This is a genomic window from Variovorax robiniae, assembly GCF_037889955.1.
Classification (GTDB): domain Bacteria; phylum Pseudomonadota; class Gammaproteobacteria; order Burkholderiales; family Burkholderiaceae_C; genus Variovorax; species Variovorax robiniae.
In genome coordinates this window covers 139580-157129 of sequence record NZ_JBBKZS010000008.1, presented here as the reverse complement: position 1 = coordinate 157129, position 17550 = coordinate 139580, and the positions used below count along the sequence as shown (strand labels likewise).

20 protein-coding genes are annotated in these 17550 nt (G+C 65.7%); 8 read left to right on the top strand and 12 right to left on the bottom strand.

The window, feature by feature from the left end; translation table 11 throughout:
- Positions 1-84: 84 nt before the first annotated feature.
- Both WKW79_RS19645 and WKW79_RS19640 read left to right on the top strand, forming a co-directional pair.
- Entirely contained in the window at positions 85-1041 is a 957-nt protein-coding gene (locus WKW79_RS19645; protein ID WP_340336871.1) for a LysR family transcriptional regulator, read from the top strand.
- A 60-nt stretch (positions 1042-1101) separates the two neighbouring features.
- Entirely contained in the window at positions 1102-2025 is a 924-nt protein-coding gene (locus WKW79_RS19640) for an SMP-30/gluconolactonase/LRE family protein (protein WP_340336870.1), read from the top strand.
- Between the two features lie 17 nt (positions 2026-2042).
- Here the strand turns inward: WKW79_RS19640 and WKW79_RS19635 are convergent, their stop codons facing one another.
- The 4 genes from WKW79_RS19635 to WKW79_RS19620 all read right to left on the bottom strand — a co-directional run bounded on the left by WKW79_RS19635 (position 2043) and on the right by WKW79_RS19620 (position 5453).
- Positions 2043-2879, bottom strand: coding sequence for a hypothetical protein (locus WKW79_RS19635; RefSeq protein WP_340336869.1), 837 nt, complete (start codon positions 2877-2879; stop codon positions 2043-2045).
- A gap of 72 nt (positions 2880-2951) precedes the next feature.
- Entirely contained in the window at positions 2952-4016 is a 1065-nt protein-coding gene (locus WKW79_RS19630; protein ID WP_340336868.1) for an aldose epimerase family protein, read from the bottom strand.
- Positions 4013-4651, bottom strand: a complete 639-nt coding sequence (locus WKW79_RS19625; RefSeq protein WP_340336867.1) for a 3-oxoacid CoA-transferase subunit B — start codon at positions 4649-4651, stop codon at positions 4013-4015. Before WKW79_RS19625 ends, WKW79_RS19630 begins: the two co-directional genes overlap by 4 nt.
- A gap of 1 nt (position 4652) precedes the next feature.
- On the bottom strand, positions 4653-5453 hold the full coding sequence (locus WKW79_RS19620; protein WP_340336866.1) for a CoA transferase subunit A: 801 nt from the start codon (positions 5451-5453) through the stop codon (positions 4653-4655).
- An 89-nt stretch (positions 5454-5542) separates the two neighbouring features.
- Here WKW79_RS19620 and WKW79_RS19615 point away from each other — a divergent pair, with 89 nt between their 5' ends.
- Positions 5543-6109: a LuxR C-terminal-related transcriptional regulator gene (locus WKW79_RS19615; RefSeq protein ID WP_340336865.1), complete on the top strand. Its 567-nt coding sequence runs from the start codon at positions 5543-5545 to the stop codon at positions 6107-6109.
- A 71-nt stretch (positions 6110-6180) separates the two neighbouring features.
- On the top strand, positions 6181-7854 hold the full coding sequence (locus tag WKW79_RS19610; RefSeq protein WP_340336864.1) for an alpha/beta hydrolase: 1674 nt from the start codon (positions 6181-6183) through the stop codon (positions 7852-7854).
- A gap of 24 nt (positions 7855-7878) precedes the next feature.
- On the opposite strand, the gene WKW79_RS19605 is transcribed toward WKW79_RS19610, so the two are convergent.
- On the bottom strand, positions 7879-8856 hold the full coding sequence (locus WKW79_RS19605) for a Bug family tripartite tricarboxylate transporter substrate binding protein (protein ID WP_340336863.1): 978 nt from the start codon (positions 8854-8856) through the stop codon (positions 7879-7881).
- Positions 8857-9092: 236 nt separating this feature from the next.
- On the opposite strand from WKW79_RS19605, the gene WKW79_RS19600 reads away from it, so the two are divergent.
- A complete protein-coding gene (locus tag WKW79_RS19600) occupies positions 9093-9347 on the top strand; it encodes a hypothetical protein (protein ID WP_340336862.1) in 255 nt (84 codons plus the stop codon).
- 11 nt (positions 9348-9358) lie between these two features.
- Here the strand turns inward: WKW79_RS19600 and WKW79_RS19595 are convergent, their stop codons facing one another.
- Positions 9359-10633 carry a hypothetical protein gene (locus WKW79_RS19595; RefSeq protein WP_340336861.1) on the bottom strand — a complete coding sequence of 425 codons (1275 nt, stop codon included), beginning with the start codon at positions 10631-10633 and terminating at the stop codon, positions 9359-9361.
- Between the two features lie 92 nt (positions 10634-10725).
- Here WKW79_RS19595 and WKW79_RS19590 point away from each other — a divergent pair, with 92 nt between their 5' ends.
- The 3 genes from WKW79_RS19590 (at position 10726) to WKW79_RS19580 (ending at position 12187) form a co-directional block, all read left to right on the top strand.
- A complete protein-coding gene (locus tag WKW79_RS19590; protein ID WP_340336860.1) occupies positions 10726-11313 on the top strand; it encodes a 2OG-Fe(II) oxygenase in 588 nt (195 codons plus the stop codon).
- Positions 11314-11327: 14 nt separating this feature from the next.
- Positions 11328-11894, top strand: a complete 567-nt coding sequence (locus tag WKW79_RS19585; protein WP_340336859.1) for a hypothetical protein — start codon at positions 11328-11330, stop codon at positions 11892-11894.
- A 98-nt stretch (positions 11895-11992) separates the two neighbouring features.
- Positions 11993-12187 (top strand): hypothetical protein, encoded by a 195-nt coding sequence (locus WKW79_RS19580; protein ID WP_340336858.1) that lies wholly within the window; start codon positions 11993-11995, stop codon positions 12185-12187.
- A 14-nt stretch (positions 12188-12201) separates the two neighbouring features.
- On the opposite strand, the gene alkB is transcribed toward WKW79_RS19580, so the two are convergent.
- The 6 genes from alkB to tauA all read right to left on the bottom strand — a co-directional run bounded on the left by alkB (position 12202) and on the right by tauA (position 17413).
- Positions 12202-12843 (bottom strand): DNA oxidative demethylase AlkB, encoded by a 642-nt coding sequence (alkB, locus tag WKW79_RS19575; protein ID WP_340336857.1) that lies wholly within the window; start codon positions 12841-12843, stop codon positions 12202-12204.
- A gap of 4 nt (positions 12844-12847) precedes the next feature.
- Complete coding sequence (locus tag WKW79_RS19570) at positions 12848-13534, bottom strand: 2OG-Fe(II) oxygenase (protein WP_340336856.1); 687 nt, start codon at positions 13532-13534, stop codon at positions 12848-12850.
- Positions 13531-14628: a bifunctional DNA-binding transcriptional regulator/O6-methylguanine-DNA methyltransferase Ada gene (gene ada / locus WKW79_RS19565; RefSeq protein ID WP_422823927.1), complete on the bottom strand. Its 1098-nt coding sequence runs from the start codon at positions 14626-14628 to the stop codon at positions 13531-13533. The genes WKW79_RS19570 and ada overlap by 4 nt, the downstream gene beginning before the upstream one ends.
- An 83-nt stretch (positions 14629-14711) precedes the next feature.
- A complete protein-coding gene (locus WKW79_RS19560; RefSeq protein ID WP_340336855.1) occupies positions 14712-15599 on the bottom strand; it encodes an ABC transporter permease subunit in 888 nt (295 codons plus the stop codon).
- Complete coding sequence (locus WKW79_RS19555; RefSeq protein ID WP_340336854.1) at positions 15592-16380, bottom strand: taurine ABC transporter ATP-binding protein; 789 nt, start codon at positions 16378-16380, stop codon at positions 15592-15594. Before WKW79_RS19555 ends, WKW79_RS19560 begins: the two co-directional genes overlap by 8 nt.
- Positions 16381-16402: 22 nt before the next feature.
- Positions 16403-17413: a taurine ABC transporter substrate-binding protein gene (gene tauA / locus WKW79_RS19550; protein ID WP_340336853.1), complete on the bottom strand. Its 1011-nt coding sequence runs from the start codon at positions 17411-17413 to the stop codon at positions 16403-16405.
- Positions 17414-17550 lie beyond the last annotated feature (137 nt).

Genomic DNA, 17550 nt, shown 5'->3' with positions numbered 1-17550 from the left:
GCGCGAGTGTAGGAATGTCACTGATATCTTTCAAATCGTAAATTTGGTTGAATCGATATCAAATCCGGCATTGACGTTTACCCCATGACCAACTACACGCACTGGTTCATCCGTGCGCGACTCAAGACCCGCCAACTGCTGCTGCTCGTGGCGCTGGCCGAGGAAGGCAACATCCATCGCGCGGCGCAAGTGCTGAACATGACCCAGCCGGCCGCATCGAAGCTGCTGAAGGACCTGGAGGACGTGCTGGAGGTGTCGCTGTTCGACCGGCTGCCGCGCGGCATGCGGCCCACCTGGTATGGCGAGACCATGATCCGGCACGCCCGCGTCGCGCTCGCCACGCTGAACGAGGCGCACGATGAGCTCAACGCGCTGAAGGCCGGACGCTTCGGCCAGGTCAACGTCGGCGTCATCACCGCGCCGGGCTTGGCCCTGCTGCCGGGCGCGGTGGCCGCGGTCAAGCGCGAGCAGCCGAACCTGCGCATCTCCGTCGAGATCGAGACCAGCCCCGTGCTGATGGAGCGGCTGGAGCAAGGCAAGCTCGACATCCTCGTGGCCCGCCTGTTCGCGGAGCACGACAAGTCGAAGCTGCGCTACGAAGCCCTGACCGAGGAGCCCGTTTGCGCCCTCGTGCGCCCCGGCCATCCGCTGCTGGGCATGAGCGGGCTGACGCTGCGGGACGTGGTGTCGGCCGGCTGGATCGTGCCGCCCGCGGGCAGCGTGCTGCGGCACCGCTTCGACCTGATGTACCAGGAGGAAGGCCTGCCGCCACCGCTCAACGTGATCGAGAGCGCCGCCCTGCTCTTCATCACCCGCATGCTGCAGCAGAGCGACATGATCGCCGTGCTGGCCACCGACGTGGCCCGCTACTACGCCTCACACGGCATCGTCTCCATCCTGCCGATCGAGCTGCCCTGCCACATGGACATGTTCGGCATCATCACCCGCACCGACCGGCTGCTGTCGCCGGCGGCGAAGATCATGATGAATGCGTTGAAGCGGCAGAGCCTGGCGGTGTATGGGCGGCGGCTGGAGGATTGACCCGCGGCCGGACGGCCCTACGATTCGCGACGCCTTTCTCCCAACGACTACAACAACTCCATGAACACACAATCCGCCACCGTGCCCGCGCCGACCCTGCTCGGCCCCCTCGAATGCATCTGGCCCGCCGCTGCCACGCTGGGCGAAGGCACCTGCTGGTCGCAGCGCGAGCAGTCGCTGTATTGGGTCGACATCCTCTCGCGCCGCCTGTACCGATTCACGCCGGCGGACGGATCACGCGCAAGCTGGGACTTCGACGAGGAGATCTCCGCCGTGGCCGAACGCGCGAACCAACCCGGCCTCATCATCACGCTGCGGCGCGGCTTCGCCTTGTTCGACCCGGCCCAACCCGATCGCAAGCCCGAGTACCTGCACCAGCCTGAACCCGAACTGACCGCCAACCGCTTCAACGACGGCAAGTGCGATGCCCAAGGCCGCTTCTGGGGCGGCTCGATGGAGTGGGACTGCAAAGCACCGATAGGCTCGCTCTACCGCTACGACCCCGACGGCCGCTGCACGAAGCACGAGACCGGCATTGCCGTGAGCAACGGCCCTACCTGGTCATCGGACGGTCGGACCATGTACTTCAACGACACCGTGACCCAGCGCGTTTACGCCTGGGACTTCGATCCTGCTTCGGGCAACCTGTCCAACAAGCGCCAGTGGCTGCGCTTCGCCAAGGACGACGGCTACCCCGACGGCATGACCACCGATGCGACCGGTCGCCTGTGGATCGCGCACTGGGGCGCCTCCTGCCTCACCTGCCACGACCCCGTGAGCGCGGCCGAGTTGTACCGCCTGGCATTGCCGACTCGCTACATCACCAACTGCGCCTTTGGCGGGGCCGACATGTGCACGATGTTCATCACCAGCGCGACCAGTGACTTGACGCCGGAACAGCGCGAAGCGGAGCCTCTGGCGGGCGCTTTGTTTGCCGTGCGTATCGACGGCGGTGGCGTGGCGGCGAACCTGTTCGGCGGGTGAATCGACAAGCCGTGCGCTTACCAGCGCACCGTCGCCCCCACCATCGGCCCGTTGAAATGCAGGTTGTCGATCGGCCCGCCTGACTTCATGTCGTACGACAGGTAGCGCCACATCGCAGTGAGTTCGATCGACGAGTAGGAGTAACTCACGCCCGCGGCAGCCTGGTAGGTCAGGTGCGACTGTCCGGTGCCCGCGTCGAAGTAGAAGGGCAGCGACCACCTGCCGTTGTTGCCCACCACATACCGCCCCTTCAGCCCGAAGATCCCGTCCCACTGCGTGTCGGTGCCCGCGCTGCCGCCGACTCGGCTCACTGGTTGCAGCGACCCGGAATCGCCCAGGACATTCCATCGCAACGTGGGCTTCATGGCGAACATGCGCGCGCCGGCCAGCAGGTCCAGCGTCAGCACCGGGTCGGACATCACGCGGTACTCGCCACCCAGGGTCCAGACCGAGCCTTTCAGGCTGAAGTCCGTCGCCGTGCTCGACGAGATCGCGCCACCGCCAAGCGAGAAGTCGGGGCTGTAGGGCTTGGCACTCGCGAGGTTCAGGTTGAGGTAATCGCTGAAGGCACCCCAGTTCCCCTTGCCAGCGCTGAAGGAACCCATGAAGCCGAACTTCTGGCTGTCCGAGAACTGGCCCACGTTGGCCTGGAAGCCCGGCCCGCCGGGTGATGTCACCGAATCGACCTGCCCGCCGAAGTTCGGCAGGTAGCCGTAAACCGACAAGGAATAGCGCCAGGCATTGGGGTTCGCATCGGCCGGCGCCGTCTGCGCATCAGCAAAGGCCGGCACCAGGGCAGCCAGCAAGACTGCCCCATGAATCGTCCGGTCTACCTTGAGTTTGGGGGAACCCATTTCTGCATTCAACCACGCTGGATGCCGCGTGCATAGTCCCCCAGACAGCCGGTCGATCAAGTCATTTGACGGTCAGCAAATTCCGAAGCGATGCACCGTGCTGCTGCGGAAAACCTCTCCCGGCCGAAGGGTCGTGGAGGGGAAATCCGTGTGGTTCGGCGAGTCCGGAAAGTGCTGGGTTTCCAGGCACAGGCCGTCGCTTTGCCGCCACGCCTGGCCCGCGGTGCCGGCCAGGCTGCCGTCCAGGAAGTTGCCCGAATAGAACTGCACACCGGGCTCCGTGGTCCAGACCTCCAACGCGCGGCCGGAGGGGTCATGCTCGACACGCGCGGCCAGCGACAGGCCATCGCCGCCGGCATCCGTCCGGTCGAGCACCCAGTTGTGGTCATAGCCCTTCGCGGTGAGCAATTGCGGGTGCGATTGGCGGATGCGCGCGCCGATCGCCGTCGCCTTGCGAAAGTCGAAAGGCGTGCCTTCGACCTCGGCCAGACCGGTCGGGATCAGCGTCGCATCGACCGGCGCATAGCGGCTCGCGTGGAGCGTCAGGCGATGGTCGAGGATCGAACCCGTACCACCCAGGTTGAAGTAACCGTGATGGCTCAGGTTGACGATGGTCGGCGCATCGCAGACCGCTTCGTAGTCGATGCGCCATGCGTTGGCTTCGGTGCCCAGCGAATAGCGCACGGTCACGCGCATTTCACCCGGGTAGCCCTCCTCGCCATCGACGCTGGTGTAGCGCAGTTCGAGTGCCGTGGCGCCCTCGTGCTGCACCGGCGCCATGTGCCACCAGCGCTTGCCGAAGCCGCGATTGCCGCCGTGCAGTGAATTGAGGCCGTTGTTCAGCGTGACCTGGTGCTTCACGCCGTCGATCTCGAAGCGCCCGCCCGCCAGCCGGTTCGCGAAGCGCCCGACGATCGTGCCGAAGTTCGGGTTGCGCTCGACGTAGTCCGGGAGCGTCGGCAGGTCCAGCACGATGTTGCTGCTGTGCCCGTTGCGATCGGGCACATGCAGCGCGGTCACGATGCCGCCGTAGTTGATCGCCGAGAGCCGCAGGCCACGGCCGTTGTCGAGCGAGTACTCGACCACGTCCTGGCCGTCCGGCATGCGCCCGAAGCCGCGCTCGCTGAGTTGGATCACTGGATGAGCTTGCAGCCCGTCTTGCCTTGCAGTTCGTCGATGCTCACGCCCGGCGCGAGTTCCGTCACCTTGAGGCCCTCGGGCGTCACGTCCATCACAGCCAGGTCGGTGATGATGCGGTCGACCACGCCCACGCCGGTCAGCGGCAAGGTGCAGGCTTCGAGGATCTTCAGGTCGGTGGTGCCGTCCTTCTTCCGAGCGACGTGCTCCATCAAGATGATCACGCGCTTGACGCCGGCCACCAGGTCCATCGCCCCGCCCATGCCCTTGACCATCTTGCCGGGGATCATCCAGTTGGCGAGGTCGCCCTTCGCGCTCACTTGCATGGCACCCAGGATCGACAGATTGATCTTGCCGCCGCGGATCATCGCGAAGCTGTCATGGCTGCCGAAGATCGCACTGCCGGGCAGCGTGGTCACGGTCTGCTTGCCGGCGTTGATCAGGTCGGCGTCGACCTGGTCCTCGGTCGGGAAGGGGCCGATGCCGAGCATGCCGTTCTCGCTTTGCAGCCAGACTTCCTTGTCGCCGACGAAGTTCGCGACCAGCGTGGGGATGCCGATGCCGAGGTTGACGTAGAAGCCGTCTTCGAGCTCTTGCGCCGCGCGTGCGGCCATTTGGTCTTGGGTCCAGGGCATGTCAGTTTCCTTTGATCTTGGCGGGAGCAGGCGTGTCGATGACGGCGGCTTGGGCGATCACGGCCTGGGCCTCGATCTTGGCGGCCACCGGGTCGACCGGCGCCGATGCGCTCACCGTGCGCTTCTCGATGCGCTTTTCAGGCGTCGCGTTCAGCACGATGCGGTGCACGTAGATGCCCGGCAGATGGATGTCGTCCGGTGCAATCTCGCCGACCTCGACGATCTTCTCGACCTCGACGATGCAGACTTTGCCGGCCATCGCCGCGGCCGGGTTGAAGTTGCGCGCCGTCAGTCGGAAGCGCAGGTTGCCGGACTTGTCGGCCACGTCGGCCTTGACCAGTGCCACGTCGGGCACCAGCGAGCGTTCCATCACGTAGGTCTCGCCGTCGAACTCGCGCAGTTCCTTGCCTTCCGCAACCTGCGTGCCGACGCCGGTCTTCGTGAAGAAGGCGGGGATGCCGGCGCCGCCTGCGCGCAGCTTCTCGGCCAGCGTGCCCTGCGGCGTGAATTCCAGTTCCAGTTCGCCGGCCAGGTACTGGCGCTCGAACTCCTTGTTCTCGCCGACGTAGCTCGCGACCATCTTCTTGATCTGGCGCGTCTCCAGCAGCTTGCCGAGGCCGAAGCCGTCGACGCCCGCGTTGTTGGAGATGCAGGTGAGGTCCTTGACGCCCGAGTCGTGCAGCGCGTCGATCAGCGCCTCGGGAATGCCGCAGAGGCCGAAGCCGCCGACGGCGAGGGTCTGGCCATCGGCCACGATGCCCTTCAGCGCCGCGTCAGCGGAGGGAAAAATCTTGTTCGCCATGGCGTGGAATCCTTGGGTCGAGTGGGTTGAAAAAACACGTTGGAGACTGCTGCAACGATACTACGTAGTCGCATACGTAGTAATTCGTAATGGGCACACCCGATATCGACTACCGCCTGGCCTTCGAGAACGCGCCCGTGGGCATGGTGCTGTCGCGCCATCGCACGATGGTCGACTGCAACGCACGCCTGTGCGAGATGTTCGGGGCCACGCGCGAGGCTTTGGTCGGCCAGTCGTTTCGCGTGCTGTACCCGAGCGTCGCCGAATTCGAGCGCATCGGCAAGCGCATGGAGCCGATCCTGAATGCAAGTGGGCGCTACGCGGACAACCGGATGATGAAACGGCTGGACGGTCCGCTGCGCGGCGAGACCTTCTGGTGCCATGTCACGGGGCATGCATTGAACCGGGCCGCGCCGCACGAAGCCGGCATCTGGACTTTCGAGGACCTGGGCTCGCGGCGCGCCGGCAAGACGGCGGACCTGACGCCGCGCGAGCGGGAGGTCGCGGCACATGTGATGCAGGGCATGACCTCGAAGCAGATCGGCAAGGCGCTGGGGATCAGCCATCGCACCGTGGAGTTGCATCGGGCGCGGTTGATGCGCAAGTACAGTGCGAGCACGACCGCCGAGTTGGTGCAGAAGTTGTTGGCGGGATAGGAGAGCCTGGTCAAGCTCGTCGCAGTGGCGTTGATTGGGGTTCTCCAAGCCAATCCAAGGAGGCAATCTACATGTCGAAATTCTCCGCCGCACAGCGTGGCCTGGCTGCAGCATTCGCGGCGCTCTCCATCGCGACCCTCGCTGCCTGCTCCAGCACTGGCAGCACACAGCGCACCGCGCGTGCCGCGCCGCCACTCACCAACTGCAAGGCCTGGGTCGGCACCGACCGCGACGCGGAAATCCCCGGCTACCTGCTGCCGCAAGCCAGTGGCGGCAGCGTCTGCGTGCCCTTCCTGCAGACCGCCAACAAGCCGCCCGTGAACTACACCGGCAGCGACTACTACGTCGACGAATTCACCGACGCGAAACTCAAGACGCGTTGGGCCGCCTGCAAGGCCGATGCCGCGTGCTTCAAGCGCATCGACGCACAGATGCAGCGCTGGCTGCCGCCCAACAAGGAGCGTGCGACACGCTCCACCGGCGTGCTCGACCCGTCCGGCAAGATCGACCCGGACGGCCTTGTCGACCTGAAGCAGATCCGCCGCCCCGCCTTCTTCGCCAGGGCGCCGTGGAACGAAGCGATCGCCGCCGACGAGGCCCGCACGTACACGGTCGAGTTCACCGCCCCGCGCGACGCCTTCGAGCGCATCGACCTGAACATGCGCGACCTGATCAAGCTGCGCGGCTGGTACATCGAAGGCGCGGGCGTCGACGACGGCAAGGGCGGCAAGGTGCGTGCGCTGGTCGTCATGGCGCCCGGCGGCGGCGGTCAACTCACCGCCATCCAGCATCCGGACGAGAAGTCCTACCGCATCGATCCGGCGACGGGCAAGACGGTCCCCATCCGCTTCCCCAACGCGACCACCGAGACCATGGGCCAGCGCTGGTGGCGCGACCAATTGCATGCGCTCAACCAGGCCGGCTTCGACGTGCTGGCCTACGACCGGCGCGGCGAGGGTCTCTCGGGCGGCTTCAGCGACACCAACACGCTGGAGCAAGGCGAGGATGTGTTCCGGGTGCTGGCGCAACTGGAGAGCGGCGACGGCATGCGCATGCTGACGCCGGGTGGCCACGTGCTCGAAGGCCCCGCCGCCCGTGGCAGGCTGCTCGCCGGCATGAAAGCCGACACCATCCCGATCCTGCTCGGCGGTTATTCGCGCGGCTCGATGTCGACCGCGTGGGCCATGACGAAGAACTTCTCGGCCTCCTGCAGCTTCGACATGCCCGCGCCCACCTGCACGCCGGCCAAGGGACTGAGGAACATCAAGGGCGCGATCCTGCTGTCGTCCTTCGCGAGTGGCGCGGGCTATGTGGGCGTATCGCCCGACCTGTCCGATCGCAACCAGTTCCTCGGCGGCATGGCGGCCGACCATCACATCGTCTTCTATCCCAACTCGGCGCCGCTGGCGGGCATGGACAAGTGGCCGGCGGCGTTCTTCGGCAAGGGGCTGTGGGATCGCGCCGAGACGGTGGAAGGGACCATCGCTGCATACGACCGCATCGGCGGATTGAAGGAGATCGTCGTGGCGCGCGGTCCGCATTCGATCGAGACTTGGCCCGCGCAAGACCTGCGCTATTTGCAGGAGCGCATGGTCGCGTTCGCCAAGGGCGCGGTGACGGGCGCAAAGAGCGTTCCGGGCGCGAGGCCATGGAACGATCTGAAGCAGCTCGTCGCCACCACGCCGGACTCCTGGGAACCGTCTTCGGCGCCCCGCACCAGCCCACCGAAGTCGCCGAACCAGTGAGCCGTGCCTCGCACCAGGCGAAGACTACTGCGGCACCAGGCCCGCAGCTTTCACCAAGTCCGCATGCAGACGGATTTCTTCTGAGATCACCTGCTTGAGAGGCTTGGCCTCATCGGCCGCGGGCTCCATCCCGATTTCCAGCAGCTTGGCCTTGGCGTCTCCCTGAAGCAGCGCCTTCACGGATTTGTCGAGCCGATCCAGCACGGGCTGAGGCGTCTTCGCAGGCGCCAGCAGGCCGATCCATGCGGAAAGAAAGACGCGATCGACGCCGCCTTCACCGAGCGTGGGAATGTTCGGTGCCGAGACGGCCCGCTTCTCGCTCAGCACGCCCAGCGGATGCAACTTGCCGGACTTGATATGCGGGAGTGCTTCGGGCAGCGGCGCGAAGATCATGTCCACCTGCCCGCCCATCAGGTCCGTGATCGCCGGAGCGCCGCCCTTGTACGGGATGTGCGTCAGCTTCGCGCCGGTGCGGCTTTCGAACAGGAGGCCCGCCAGGTGCTGAGGGCTCCCGTCGCCTGACGACGCGTAGTTGAGCTTGCCGGGGCTGGCCTTGGCGGCGGCCAGCATGTCGCCCACCGTCGCGAAGCGTGCCTTGTCCCGCACCACCAGCACCATCGCCTGGTTGACCAGCTTTGTGACGGGCGTGAAGTCCGTTTCCGGGTCGTAGGGCAGCGTCTTGAAGATGCTCTTGTTGGTCGTCAGGAAGGATGCCGGCGACACCGCGAGCGTGTAGCCATCCGGCGGCGCCTTCGCCACGACCGGCATGCCGATCTGCCCGGAGCCGCCCGCACGGTTGTCGACCACGAAGGGCTGGCCCGTGTCGGTCGCCAGCTGCTGGCTGACCATGCGGGCCACCATGTCCACGCTGCCACCGGCCGGCAGCGCGACCACGACCTTGACGGGGCGGCTTGGGTAGCTGTCCTGCGCCGACACAGGCGACACGCAGATGAAGCCGGACGCAGCGCAAGCCGAAACGATTGCCGAACGGATGAAAGCCATGGATCCCTTTCTTTCACGAGAAGCCGAAGCACGACAGGCACTGCACAACGCAGAGCCCGTTGATCGCTCACGCAAATTGCATGCCCCCGCCCGTCGCGTCAATCCCCTCGATCCCGACGCACCCGGCGGCAGGGTCAATGCTGGACACCCAAGGGGCCCAATCCTAGTATCCACTCACTTTCAGTCGATTCAACCTTGGGAACGCCATGCCGACCAATCCAAAGGACCTCGAGATCGTGGAAGCGATCAAGAAGCGGTACGGAAGAGTCATCGATCTGGACAAATCGCCCAACGCGGTCATCGAGATCATCCACAACTACCGGCACCTTCTCGACGAAGTCGCGGGACCCGATGGGACCGGCGGTGGCCCGGGCGGCCCCCCTCCCCCGCCGCCCGGTCCCGCACGCCCCGATGTGGGAACGCCGGCGATATTGAATCTGCTCCTCGAGTTGCAGCGCGAAGTGCGCGCCCTCAACGCGAAAGTCAAGTAGCGCATCGTCGATCAGTGATGGAGCGTGGCCTCGCGAAAGCCTGCCTGCAGCAGTCGCCGGGGGATCGGCAGCACGTGCAGGAGTGGCGCGCCAAGGGCCACCCGGATGGGCTCGCCCGATCGATGCACCTGGAACACCGCCGGCGTCGCATGGAACACATCCGTGGCGACGATCCCGCGCAGGACATCGAAGCCTTCGCCATACACACCCTCGAGCAGGCAGGACCAACCCGGCGGCGTTTGCACGAAGGCCCATGGCTTGACGAAGAAGTGCGGCTCGCCCGGCGGATGGGGCGTGAAGTACTTTGTGAAATACAACATCGCACGCGGGTTCTCGCCCAGGAAGGTGGGACCGAGCGCGTCTGCGAAGGCCCGCTCCACCTCGCGCGCACCGGCTCGCAGCAACGACTCGTCCGGCTCGATGGTGAGGGCGTAGCCGTCATGGCTCGCCTCGAAGGGCACGCGGTTGGAGAAGATGACGCGTGGCATGGGGCCCGTGATGGTGTGTGCCGGTGGTCCGACCGTGATCACGCGGCAGCGTGCCGGTGCATCGCTGCCGGGGTCGTCGGAAAGATCCGTCTTGCGGTACTTCCGTGTCGGCCCGTGCGCCTTCGCTTCGAAGTAGGCCGCGTCATAGAAGGCTGCATGCGCGGCGCCGATCTCCGGTGCCTGCAAAAGCGAAATCTCCTCGATGCGTACACCGGGTGCAACGGGCGCCACGGTGCCGATCTCGCCTTCGAGGCGGATGCGATCCGGGGCGTCCGGGCGCAATTTGATTTCGAGGATCAACGGCGCGAACGCGCCATCGTCGGCGATGAAATGTTCCTCCACTTCGAAGAAGCGGTTGCGCCGGTTCGCCGTCGCGGAGACGCGGAGCCATACGCCCGCGTCGGCGCGCACGCAAAGCCCGGTCCAAAGATGCACACGCACCTCGCCCGGGCTTGCGCTTGCAACCTTCACGAAGTCGTCGGCGAAGGTCGTCGGCAGCAGTCCGTCGGCGCGAAGAATCCCCTGCGCCACAAGCCTCGGCAGCACAGCGCGATGAGCGGCGGTGAAAGCTTCGCCATACGGGGAGGCCATCTCCACGGCCAAATGCCCGTTAGTGCGACGCAGCACGATGGGCTGGCGCAGCGTGATCTGGAAGCCGAAAGCGTTGCCTTCGAACAGCGGCGCGCACGCCTGCGCCACCCGCAGCGGTACCGACCCGCCAAGGTCGCCGCTGCGCTTCTGAAGTTGCGCCAGGCCGAGCGCGTCCAGCACCTCGAACGCCGTCACTGTCGCTTTCATGCGCCTCCGTCGATTCAGTCCCGAGCGCGCAAGTATGGCCCTCCGATTCCGTTCGTGGCTCGACGATCGTGCTGAACTGCCCGGCGCCCGTCATGGTCCTGGATGACTTCGTCGGCGACGCGACGGCGCAGCGATTGCTCGAATATGCGATCGCCAATGAAGCTGTGTTCCTCCCGTCGAAAGTTGCACTGGGATACGAGGGCCATGTCGACGAAACCCACCGTGTGTCGAAAGTGAATCCGGACATCGAGTCCGTGATGCCCTTGATCGAGCCCATGATCAGGAAGGCCGTCGCGGATGCCATTCCGAGGCTGGGCCTCGTCAATGTCGATTCGTACTTTCTGGAGCCCGAGATCGCCTGGTCCGGTGACGGTGCCTTCTTCAAGATGCATGCCGACACGCTCCGGGATCGCGCGAACCCGCGCGTCCTGACGATGGTCCTTTACTTTCACAAGGAGCCGAAGGCGTTCGAGGGAGGTCAATTGCGCTTGTATGGCCTGGGCGCGCAACCAGGCAGCAGCGACTACCAGGAGATCGAGCCGCGATGGGACCGGGCCGTCATTTTTCCGTCATGGTTTCCGCACGAGGTGCTGCCTGTGCGTTGCCGCAGCACTTCTTTCGAGGATGGGCGCTTCGCACTCAACTGCTGGGTGCACAGGATCTCGGGGAACGCAACATGAAGGCCTCGGTCGACGTGGAAGCCAGCGCCATCGAGTTCGCCGAAAAGTGGTATGTCGTCGAGCGGGCCGTCATCGACGCCGACGCCGTGGACCTCCATCGCGCGCATGTGCTGGCCCGCGCTGACAGCGACAGGATCGCGCCCGGCGATCCCCAGGTCCGTGACGCGCCGGTTGCCTACGGCGATCCTTTCACGGACATGCTCCTGCAGAGCGTGCGCGCCCGGGTGGAGCGCGCGACCGGGTTGCGCCTGTGGCCGACCTACTCGTACTTCCGCGTCTACAAGCGAGGCAGCCTGCTCGGGGCGCATGTGGATCGGCCCGCCTGTGAAATCAGCATGACCGTCAATTTGGGCATGGATGAAGATGCACGGTGGCCCATCCGGATCGCGGGGCCGACGGGCATTGCAACCGTGTCACTGGATCCCGGCGACGGACTGATCTACAGGGGATGCGATTGCTATCACTGGCGCGAACCATTCATGGGCGATCGGCTGGCACAGGTCTTCCTGCACTATGTCGATCGGGAGGGTCCGAACGCCGAATGGAAGTTCGACAAGCGGCCCTTCCTGTCACCGCCTTGACCCTGCGTCATGCCCCTCTTCGGTGCGCAACTGGACGAATCAACACATGGGGAAATGACCTACAGAAATACCCCTTGCATCGGACCAATATGAGTGGCATGACACACACCAAACTCATCGTTCGGGAGCCTGTCGCAGGCTCGTACTTCTGGGCCTTGATCGAGTCCGACGCCAAGGGCGAATCGGTACGCGATGTCGAGACCTCCGAGAAGGATTTCGACTCGTATGAAGCCGCCCTCGCAGCCGGCACGCGGGCGTTGAAGCGTCTGGTCGAGCGCGAGCACGCGCACTGACCTGACCGTGAGATTCAACCGGCCTTGCGAAAGGTCAGGTTGATTCGGCAGCGTCCGGTCGACGGATGGTCGCCGTCCTTCAGCGGCAGGATGCCGTGATGGTGGAGCCTTGCCGGGCCGCCCCACACGACCACGTCGCCGTGCACGAGGGGCAGGCGCATTGACTTGTCTACGCGCTGCGGGCCGCCGAACAGGAACACAGCCGGCAGGCCCAACGACACCGAGACGATGGGATGGCCGTAGTCGTGTTCGTCGCGGTCCTGGTGCAGTGAGAGCCGAGCACCCGGTTCATAGCGGTTCACGAGGCAGGCATCAGGCTTGAACTTATCGAAGCCCGCCGCACTGGCGGCTGCGCCTGCGAGTTCACGGAAGGCTTGCGGCATCGCCGGCCAAGGTTTGCCGTTGCCAGGATCGATGGCGTCGTAGCGATAGCCCGTGCGATCGCTGACCCAACCCAGCGGGCCGCAGTTGGTCATCGCCACCGACATCCGGAAGCCGCCCGGCGTGATCATGTGACGCCACGGCGACGCGGCCAGCACGCCTTCCAGCGCTTCAAGCAACTTCGGCGCGCGATCACTTGCGAACCCTCGCAACAACACAGCCCCCGGCACGATGGGCAGCGCCAATCCTTCCTCGGCTTCGAACAGGTCGCGCATGGCTTCAGGCCGCGTCGTGAAAGATGATGCCCGCCGTGTGCCGATGCCCCGAGCGCACGCGGCTCACGCCATGCCGAAGGTTCACGCGATACGGTCCGCGCGTGCCCTGTACCGGGCGGTGGTGCACGGCGATGATGGCCGCATCCCCTTGCCGCAAGGGAAGGACGATGGGACGGGACTGCATTCGCGGGCGTTGCTCGGTCATGACGAATTCTCCACCCGTGAAATCGCGGCCGGGCTCCGACAGCAGCAGGACCACCTGCAGCGGAAACACATGCTCGCCATACAGGTCCTGGTGCAGGCAGTTGTAGTCGCCCTCTCCGTATTGCAACAGCAACGGTGTCGGCCTGGCCTGGCCCGCCGCATGGCAGCGCGCGATGAACTCCTCATGCGTCGGGGGGAAGCGCACGTCGATGCCCATGGCCTGGTGCCAGCGGTTGGCGATCGGCACGAGCCTCGGGTAGAAGGCTTCGCGCAGACGCGCCACCAGCGGCGGCAAGGGATAGGCGAGGTACTTGTATTCGCCGCTGCCGAAGCCGTGGCGCGCCATCACGACGCGGCTTCGGAACAGTTCATCCCTGGCGTAGAGCGAAGCCAGCGCCTCGCACTGCGCGGGCCTCAGCACGCTCTCGATGATGGCGTGACCTTCCGCGTCGAGCGACTGCCCGACGGCCTCCCAATCCACCTTCATGCCACGGCCTCGTGCTCGCGGTCCAGCAACGCGCGCTTGCGCTCGACGCCCCAGCGGTAGCCAGACAGTGCGCCATCGCTGCGCACCACGCGATGGCATGGAATCGCAATCGCCAGCGTGTTGGCACCACAGGCTTGCGCGACCGCGCGATGCGAATTCGGCGCGCCGATTCGCTCTGCAATCTCCGAATAGCTCACGGTCTCGCCGACCGGGACCGCGCGCAGGGCCTGCCACACGCGTTGCTGGAACGCCGTGCCGCGAACGTCGAGCGGCAGGTCCAGGCCGTGCCCCGGTGCCTCGACCAGGCCAACCACCTGGGCCACGATGCGATCGAATTCCGGATCATCGCCAATCAACCGCGCCTGCGGGAAGCGGTCCTGCAAGGCACGCGCCAATTGATCCGGATCGTCGCCCAGTTCGATCGCGCACACACCCCGCCCGCTGCGGGCCACCAGGATCGCGCCGAGCGAGCACTGGCCGATGGCGAAGCGGATGTCGGTGTCTGCACCGCCGGCCTTGAAGGCGCTCGGCGTCATGCCCAGCACGTGGTCCGATTCCTCGTAGAAGCGGCTGTTGGCGTTGTAGCCGGCGTCGTATATCGCATCCGTCACGGTGTCGCTGCGGCCCAGGGCTTCGCGCACGCGGCTCGCGCGATGCGCGGTGGCATAGGCGCGCGGCGTGAGTCCCGTCACTTCCTTGAACATGCGATGCAGGTGCCAATGGCTCATGCCGGCGCGCTGAGCGAGTTCATCGAGCGACGGCACCTGCTCCGCGCTTTCGATGAAGCGGCACAGCTCGGCAATCATGTCGGCCTGCCGTTCCGCGCGCGGCGGCTGGTCGGGCTTGCAGCGCTTGCAGGGCCGGAAGCCTGCGCGCTCGGCCTCGGCCGTGTTCTCGTAGAAGGCCACGTTCTCGGGCCGCGCCAGCCGCGCGCCGCAGGACGGCCGGCAATACACGCCGGTGGTCTTCACCGAATAGAAGAACTGCCCGTCGAAGCGGCCATCGCGCGCCTGAACCGCAGCCCAGCGCGGGTCGTTGACGGTGGCTGCGGCTTGCAGTTCGCTGGGGGTCATCATCATGTTCATCTTGCCCATCCTTTCGTTCCTGAGTGGATGGGAATGACTTTAGGCAATGGCCCGGACCGCGGCACTCCGCCGCTTGCTTTCGAATTCGCTTTCTACATCCGCCCCTTCCACGGCACCACCGTCCGCTCCACCCACCGCATCAGCAGGTCGAACAGATACGCCACCACCCCGATCACGATGATCCCCATGATCACGATGTCGGTGCGCAGGAAGTTCGACGCGTTCAGCACCATCTGGCCCAGACCCATGTTGGCCGCGACCATCTCGGCCGCGACCAGCGTTGTCCAGCCGAAGCCGATCGCGATGCGCATGCCGATCAGGATGTCGGGCATGGCCGAGGGCAGGATCACATGGCGGATCACCTGCATGTAGCTCGCGCCCATCGAGTAGGCCGCGTTGATCTGCTCCTGCGAGGCGCTGCGCATGCCGGCGCGGGCCGCGAGCGCGAGGGGCGCGAAGCAGCTCAGGAAGATCAGCAGGATCTTGGGCGTCTCGTCGATGCCGAACCAGATGATGATGAGCGGCAGGTAGGCCAGCGGCGGCAACGGGCGGTAGAACTCCAGCGGCGGGTCGAAGATGCCGCGCACCACGCGGCTCATGCCCATCGCGATGCCGATCGGGATCGCGGTGATGCAGGCCAGGAAGAAGGCCGAGAACACGCGGAACATGCTGGCCAGGAAGTGCTGCCACAGCGGCTTGTCGTTGGCCTGGCCGGTCAGGTATTCGTAGAACTGCTGGAACACGGCCTGTGGCGTCGGCAGGAACAGCGGCTTGATCCAGCCGACGTTCGTGGCGACGGCCCACAGCACGAGCAGCACCACCACCGTGACCACGCTGATGACCACGCTGGAGCCCTCGCCCGGCACCTTGAAGGCGCTGGTCTTGAGCTGCCCGCCGGTCGCCGCGACGACGGGCGCCGACGGGGGCGCGGAGGAAGAAGGCGACACCACGACGGGCGAGGCGATGGTCACGTCAGGCATGGGCCACCTCCCGGTGATGGATGATCGCCAGGACTTCCTCGCGCATGCGGATGAATTCCGGCTCCGACTTCACCTTGCGCGCATCGCCGTGCGCGAGGAACTGGCGCGAGAACGGCATGTCCTCGTAGACATGAGAGATGCGGCCGGGGCTCGGGCTCATCACGATCAGCCGCGTGCCGAGGAACAGCGCCTCTTCCACCGAATGCGTGATGAAAAAGACCATCTTCTGCGCCTTGGCCCAGGCATGCAGCAGGATCTCCTGCACCGTCTCGCGGGTGAAGGCATCGAGCGCGCCCATGGGCTCGTCCATCAGTAGCACGGCCGGGTCGCTGGCCAGCGCGCGGGCGATGCCGACGCGCTGCTGCATGCCGCCGGACAATTCGTAGACGGCGCGGTCGGCGTACTTCTCCAGGCTGACCAGGCGCAGCTTGGCCAGCGCGATCGCATCTCGCTCGGCCTTGCCCATGCCGTTCAGGCGCAGGCCCAGCGACACGTTGTCGCGCACGTTGAGCCAGGGCATCAGCGCATGCTTCTGGAACACCACGCCGCGATCGGCGCCCGGCCCGGTGACGGGCTGGCCATCGAGCAGGATCTGTCCGCTCGACGGCGGCAGGAAGCCGGCGATGCAGTTGAGCAGCGTGCTCTTGCCGCAACCCGAGGCACCGAGCGCGACGGTGAAGTCACCGCCGTGCATCGTCAGGTTGACCGGCGCCAGCGCCTGCAAGGTGCCACCCTTGATGGCGTAGTTGACCGTGAGGTCGCGAATGTCGAGGGTCGGCATGCGGGCTCCTTGAGGTAGAGGCCTACTTGGCTGCCATCGCCTTCTGCACGTAGGTCGTGGTCACGAAGGCGCTGTAGTCGGGCTTGACCTCCTGCACGCGGCCCTGCTCCTTGAGGAAGGCCGCGGTGTTGGCCATGGCCTTGGCCGCGCCGCCGCCCAGCCAGGTCGGCGACAGTTGCTCGGCATAGGTCGGGAAGGTGTAGAGCGCCATCGCCGGGCCGACGTCGGCCGGATTGGCCTTGGTCCACTTGGCCATCGCCTTGGTCTGCGCGGAGTCGGCCGTCCAGGTCTTTCCGGTGGCCTTGTATTCCTCGTTGGCGCGGTTCAGCGCCTTCACGAAAGCGATCATGAAGGGCTCGTTGGCCTCGGCCCACTTGGAATTCACCACGATGCCCTCAAAGGTCGGCGCGCCCTTCTTGCCGATGCTGCCCGAGGTGGCGATGACCTTGCCGTTGCCCTTGATCTTCGACAGCACCGGGTCCCAGATGAAGGTGGCGTCGATGTCACCGCGCTCCCAGGCGGCGGCGATTTCCGGCGGGCGCATGTTCATGACGTTGACGCTCTTCGCATCGACACCGTCCATCTTCATGCCGGCCATGAGCTGGTAGTGCGCGGTCGAGACGAAGGGCGTCGCCACCTTCTTGCTGGCCAGGTCCTTCATGCTGTTGATGTTGGCGCCGTTGCGGGCGACCAGCGCCTCGGCATCGGCGATGTCGGCGGAGATCCAGAACAGCTTGATGTCCTGGCCCTGGCTCGCCGCGGCCGTCAATGGACTGGAGCCGGTCTCGCCCATCTGCACGTCACCCGAGGCCATCGCGCGGATCACGTCGCCGCCGCCGTTGAACATGCGCCAGTTGATCTTGTAGCCCGTCGCCTTCTCGACCTCGCCGGATTCCATCACCAGCCGCAGCGGCACCAGCATGTCCTGGTGGGCGAAGGTGACTTCCTTGGCCTGTGCGAAGGCGCCGCCGCTCACGATGCAGGCAACCGCCAGCGTCGAGAGTTGCAGGGTGAGGCGACGTGACAAGTTCATCTGAATACTCCTGTGAATGGATCGAAGCACTTTGCTCCCATCGACGGCGGCCCGGAAGTGCCAGCAGCGTTCAGGCCATGGAGCCAGCCGACGGGGACTTACCCTTGCGCCTGGTGCATGCCGCACGCAACAGGTGC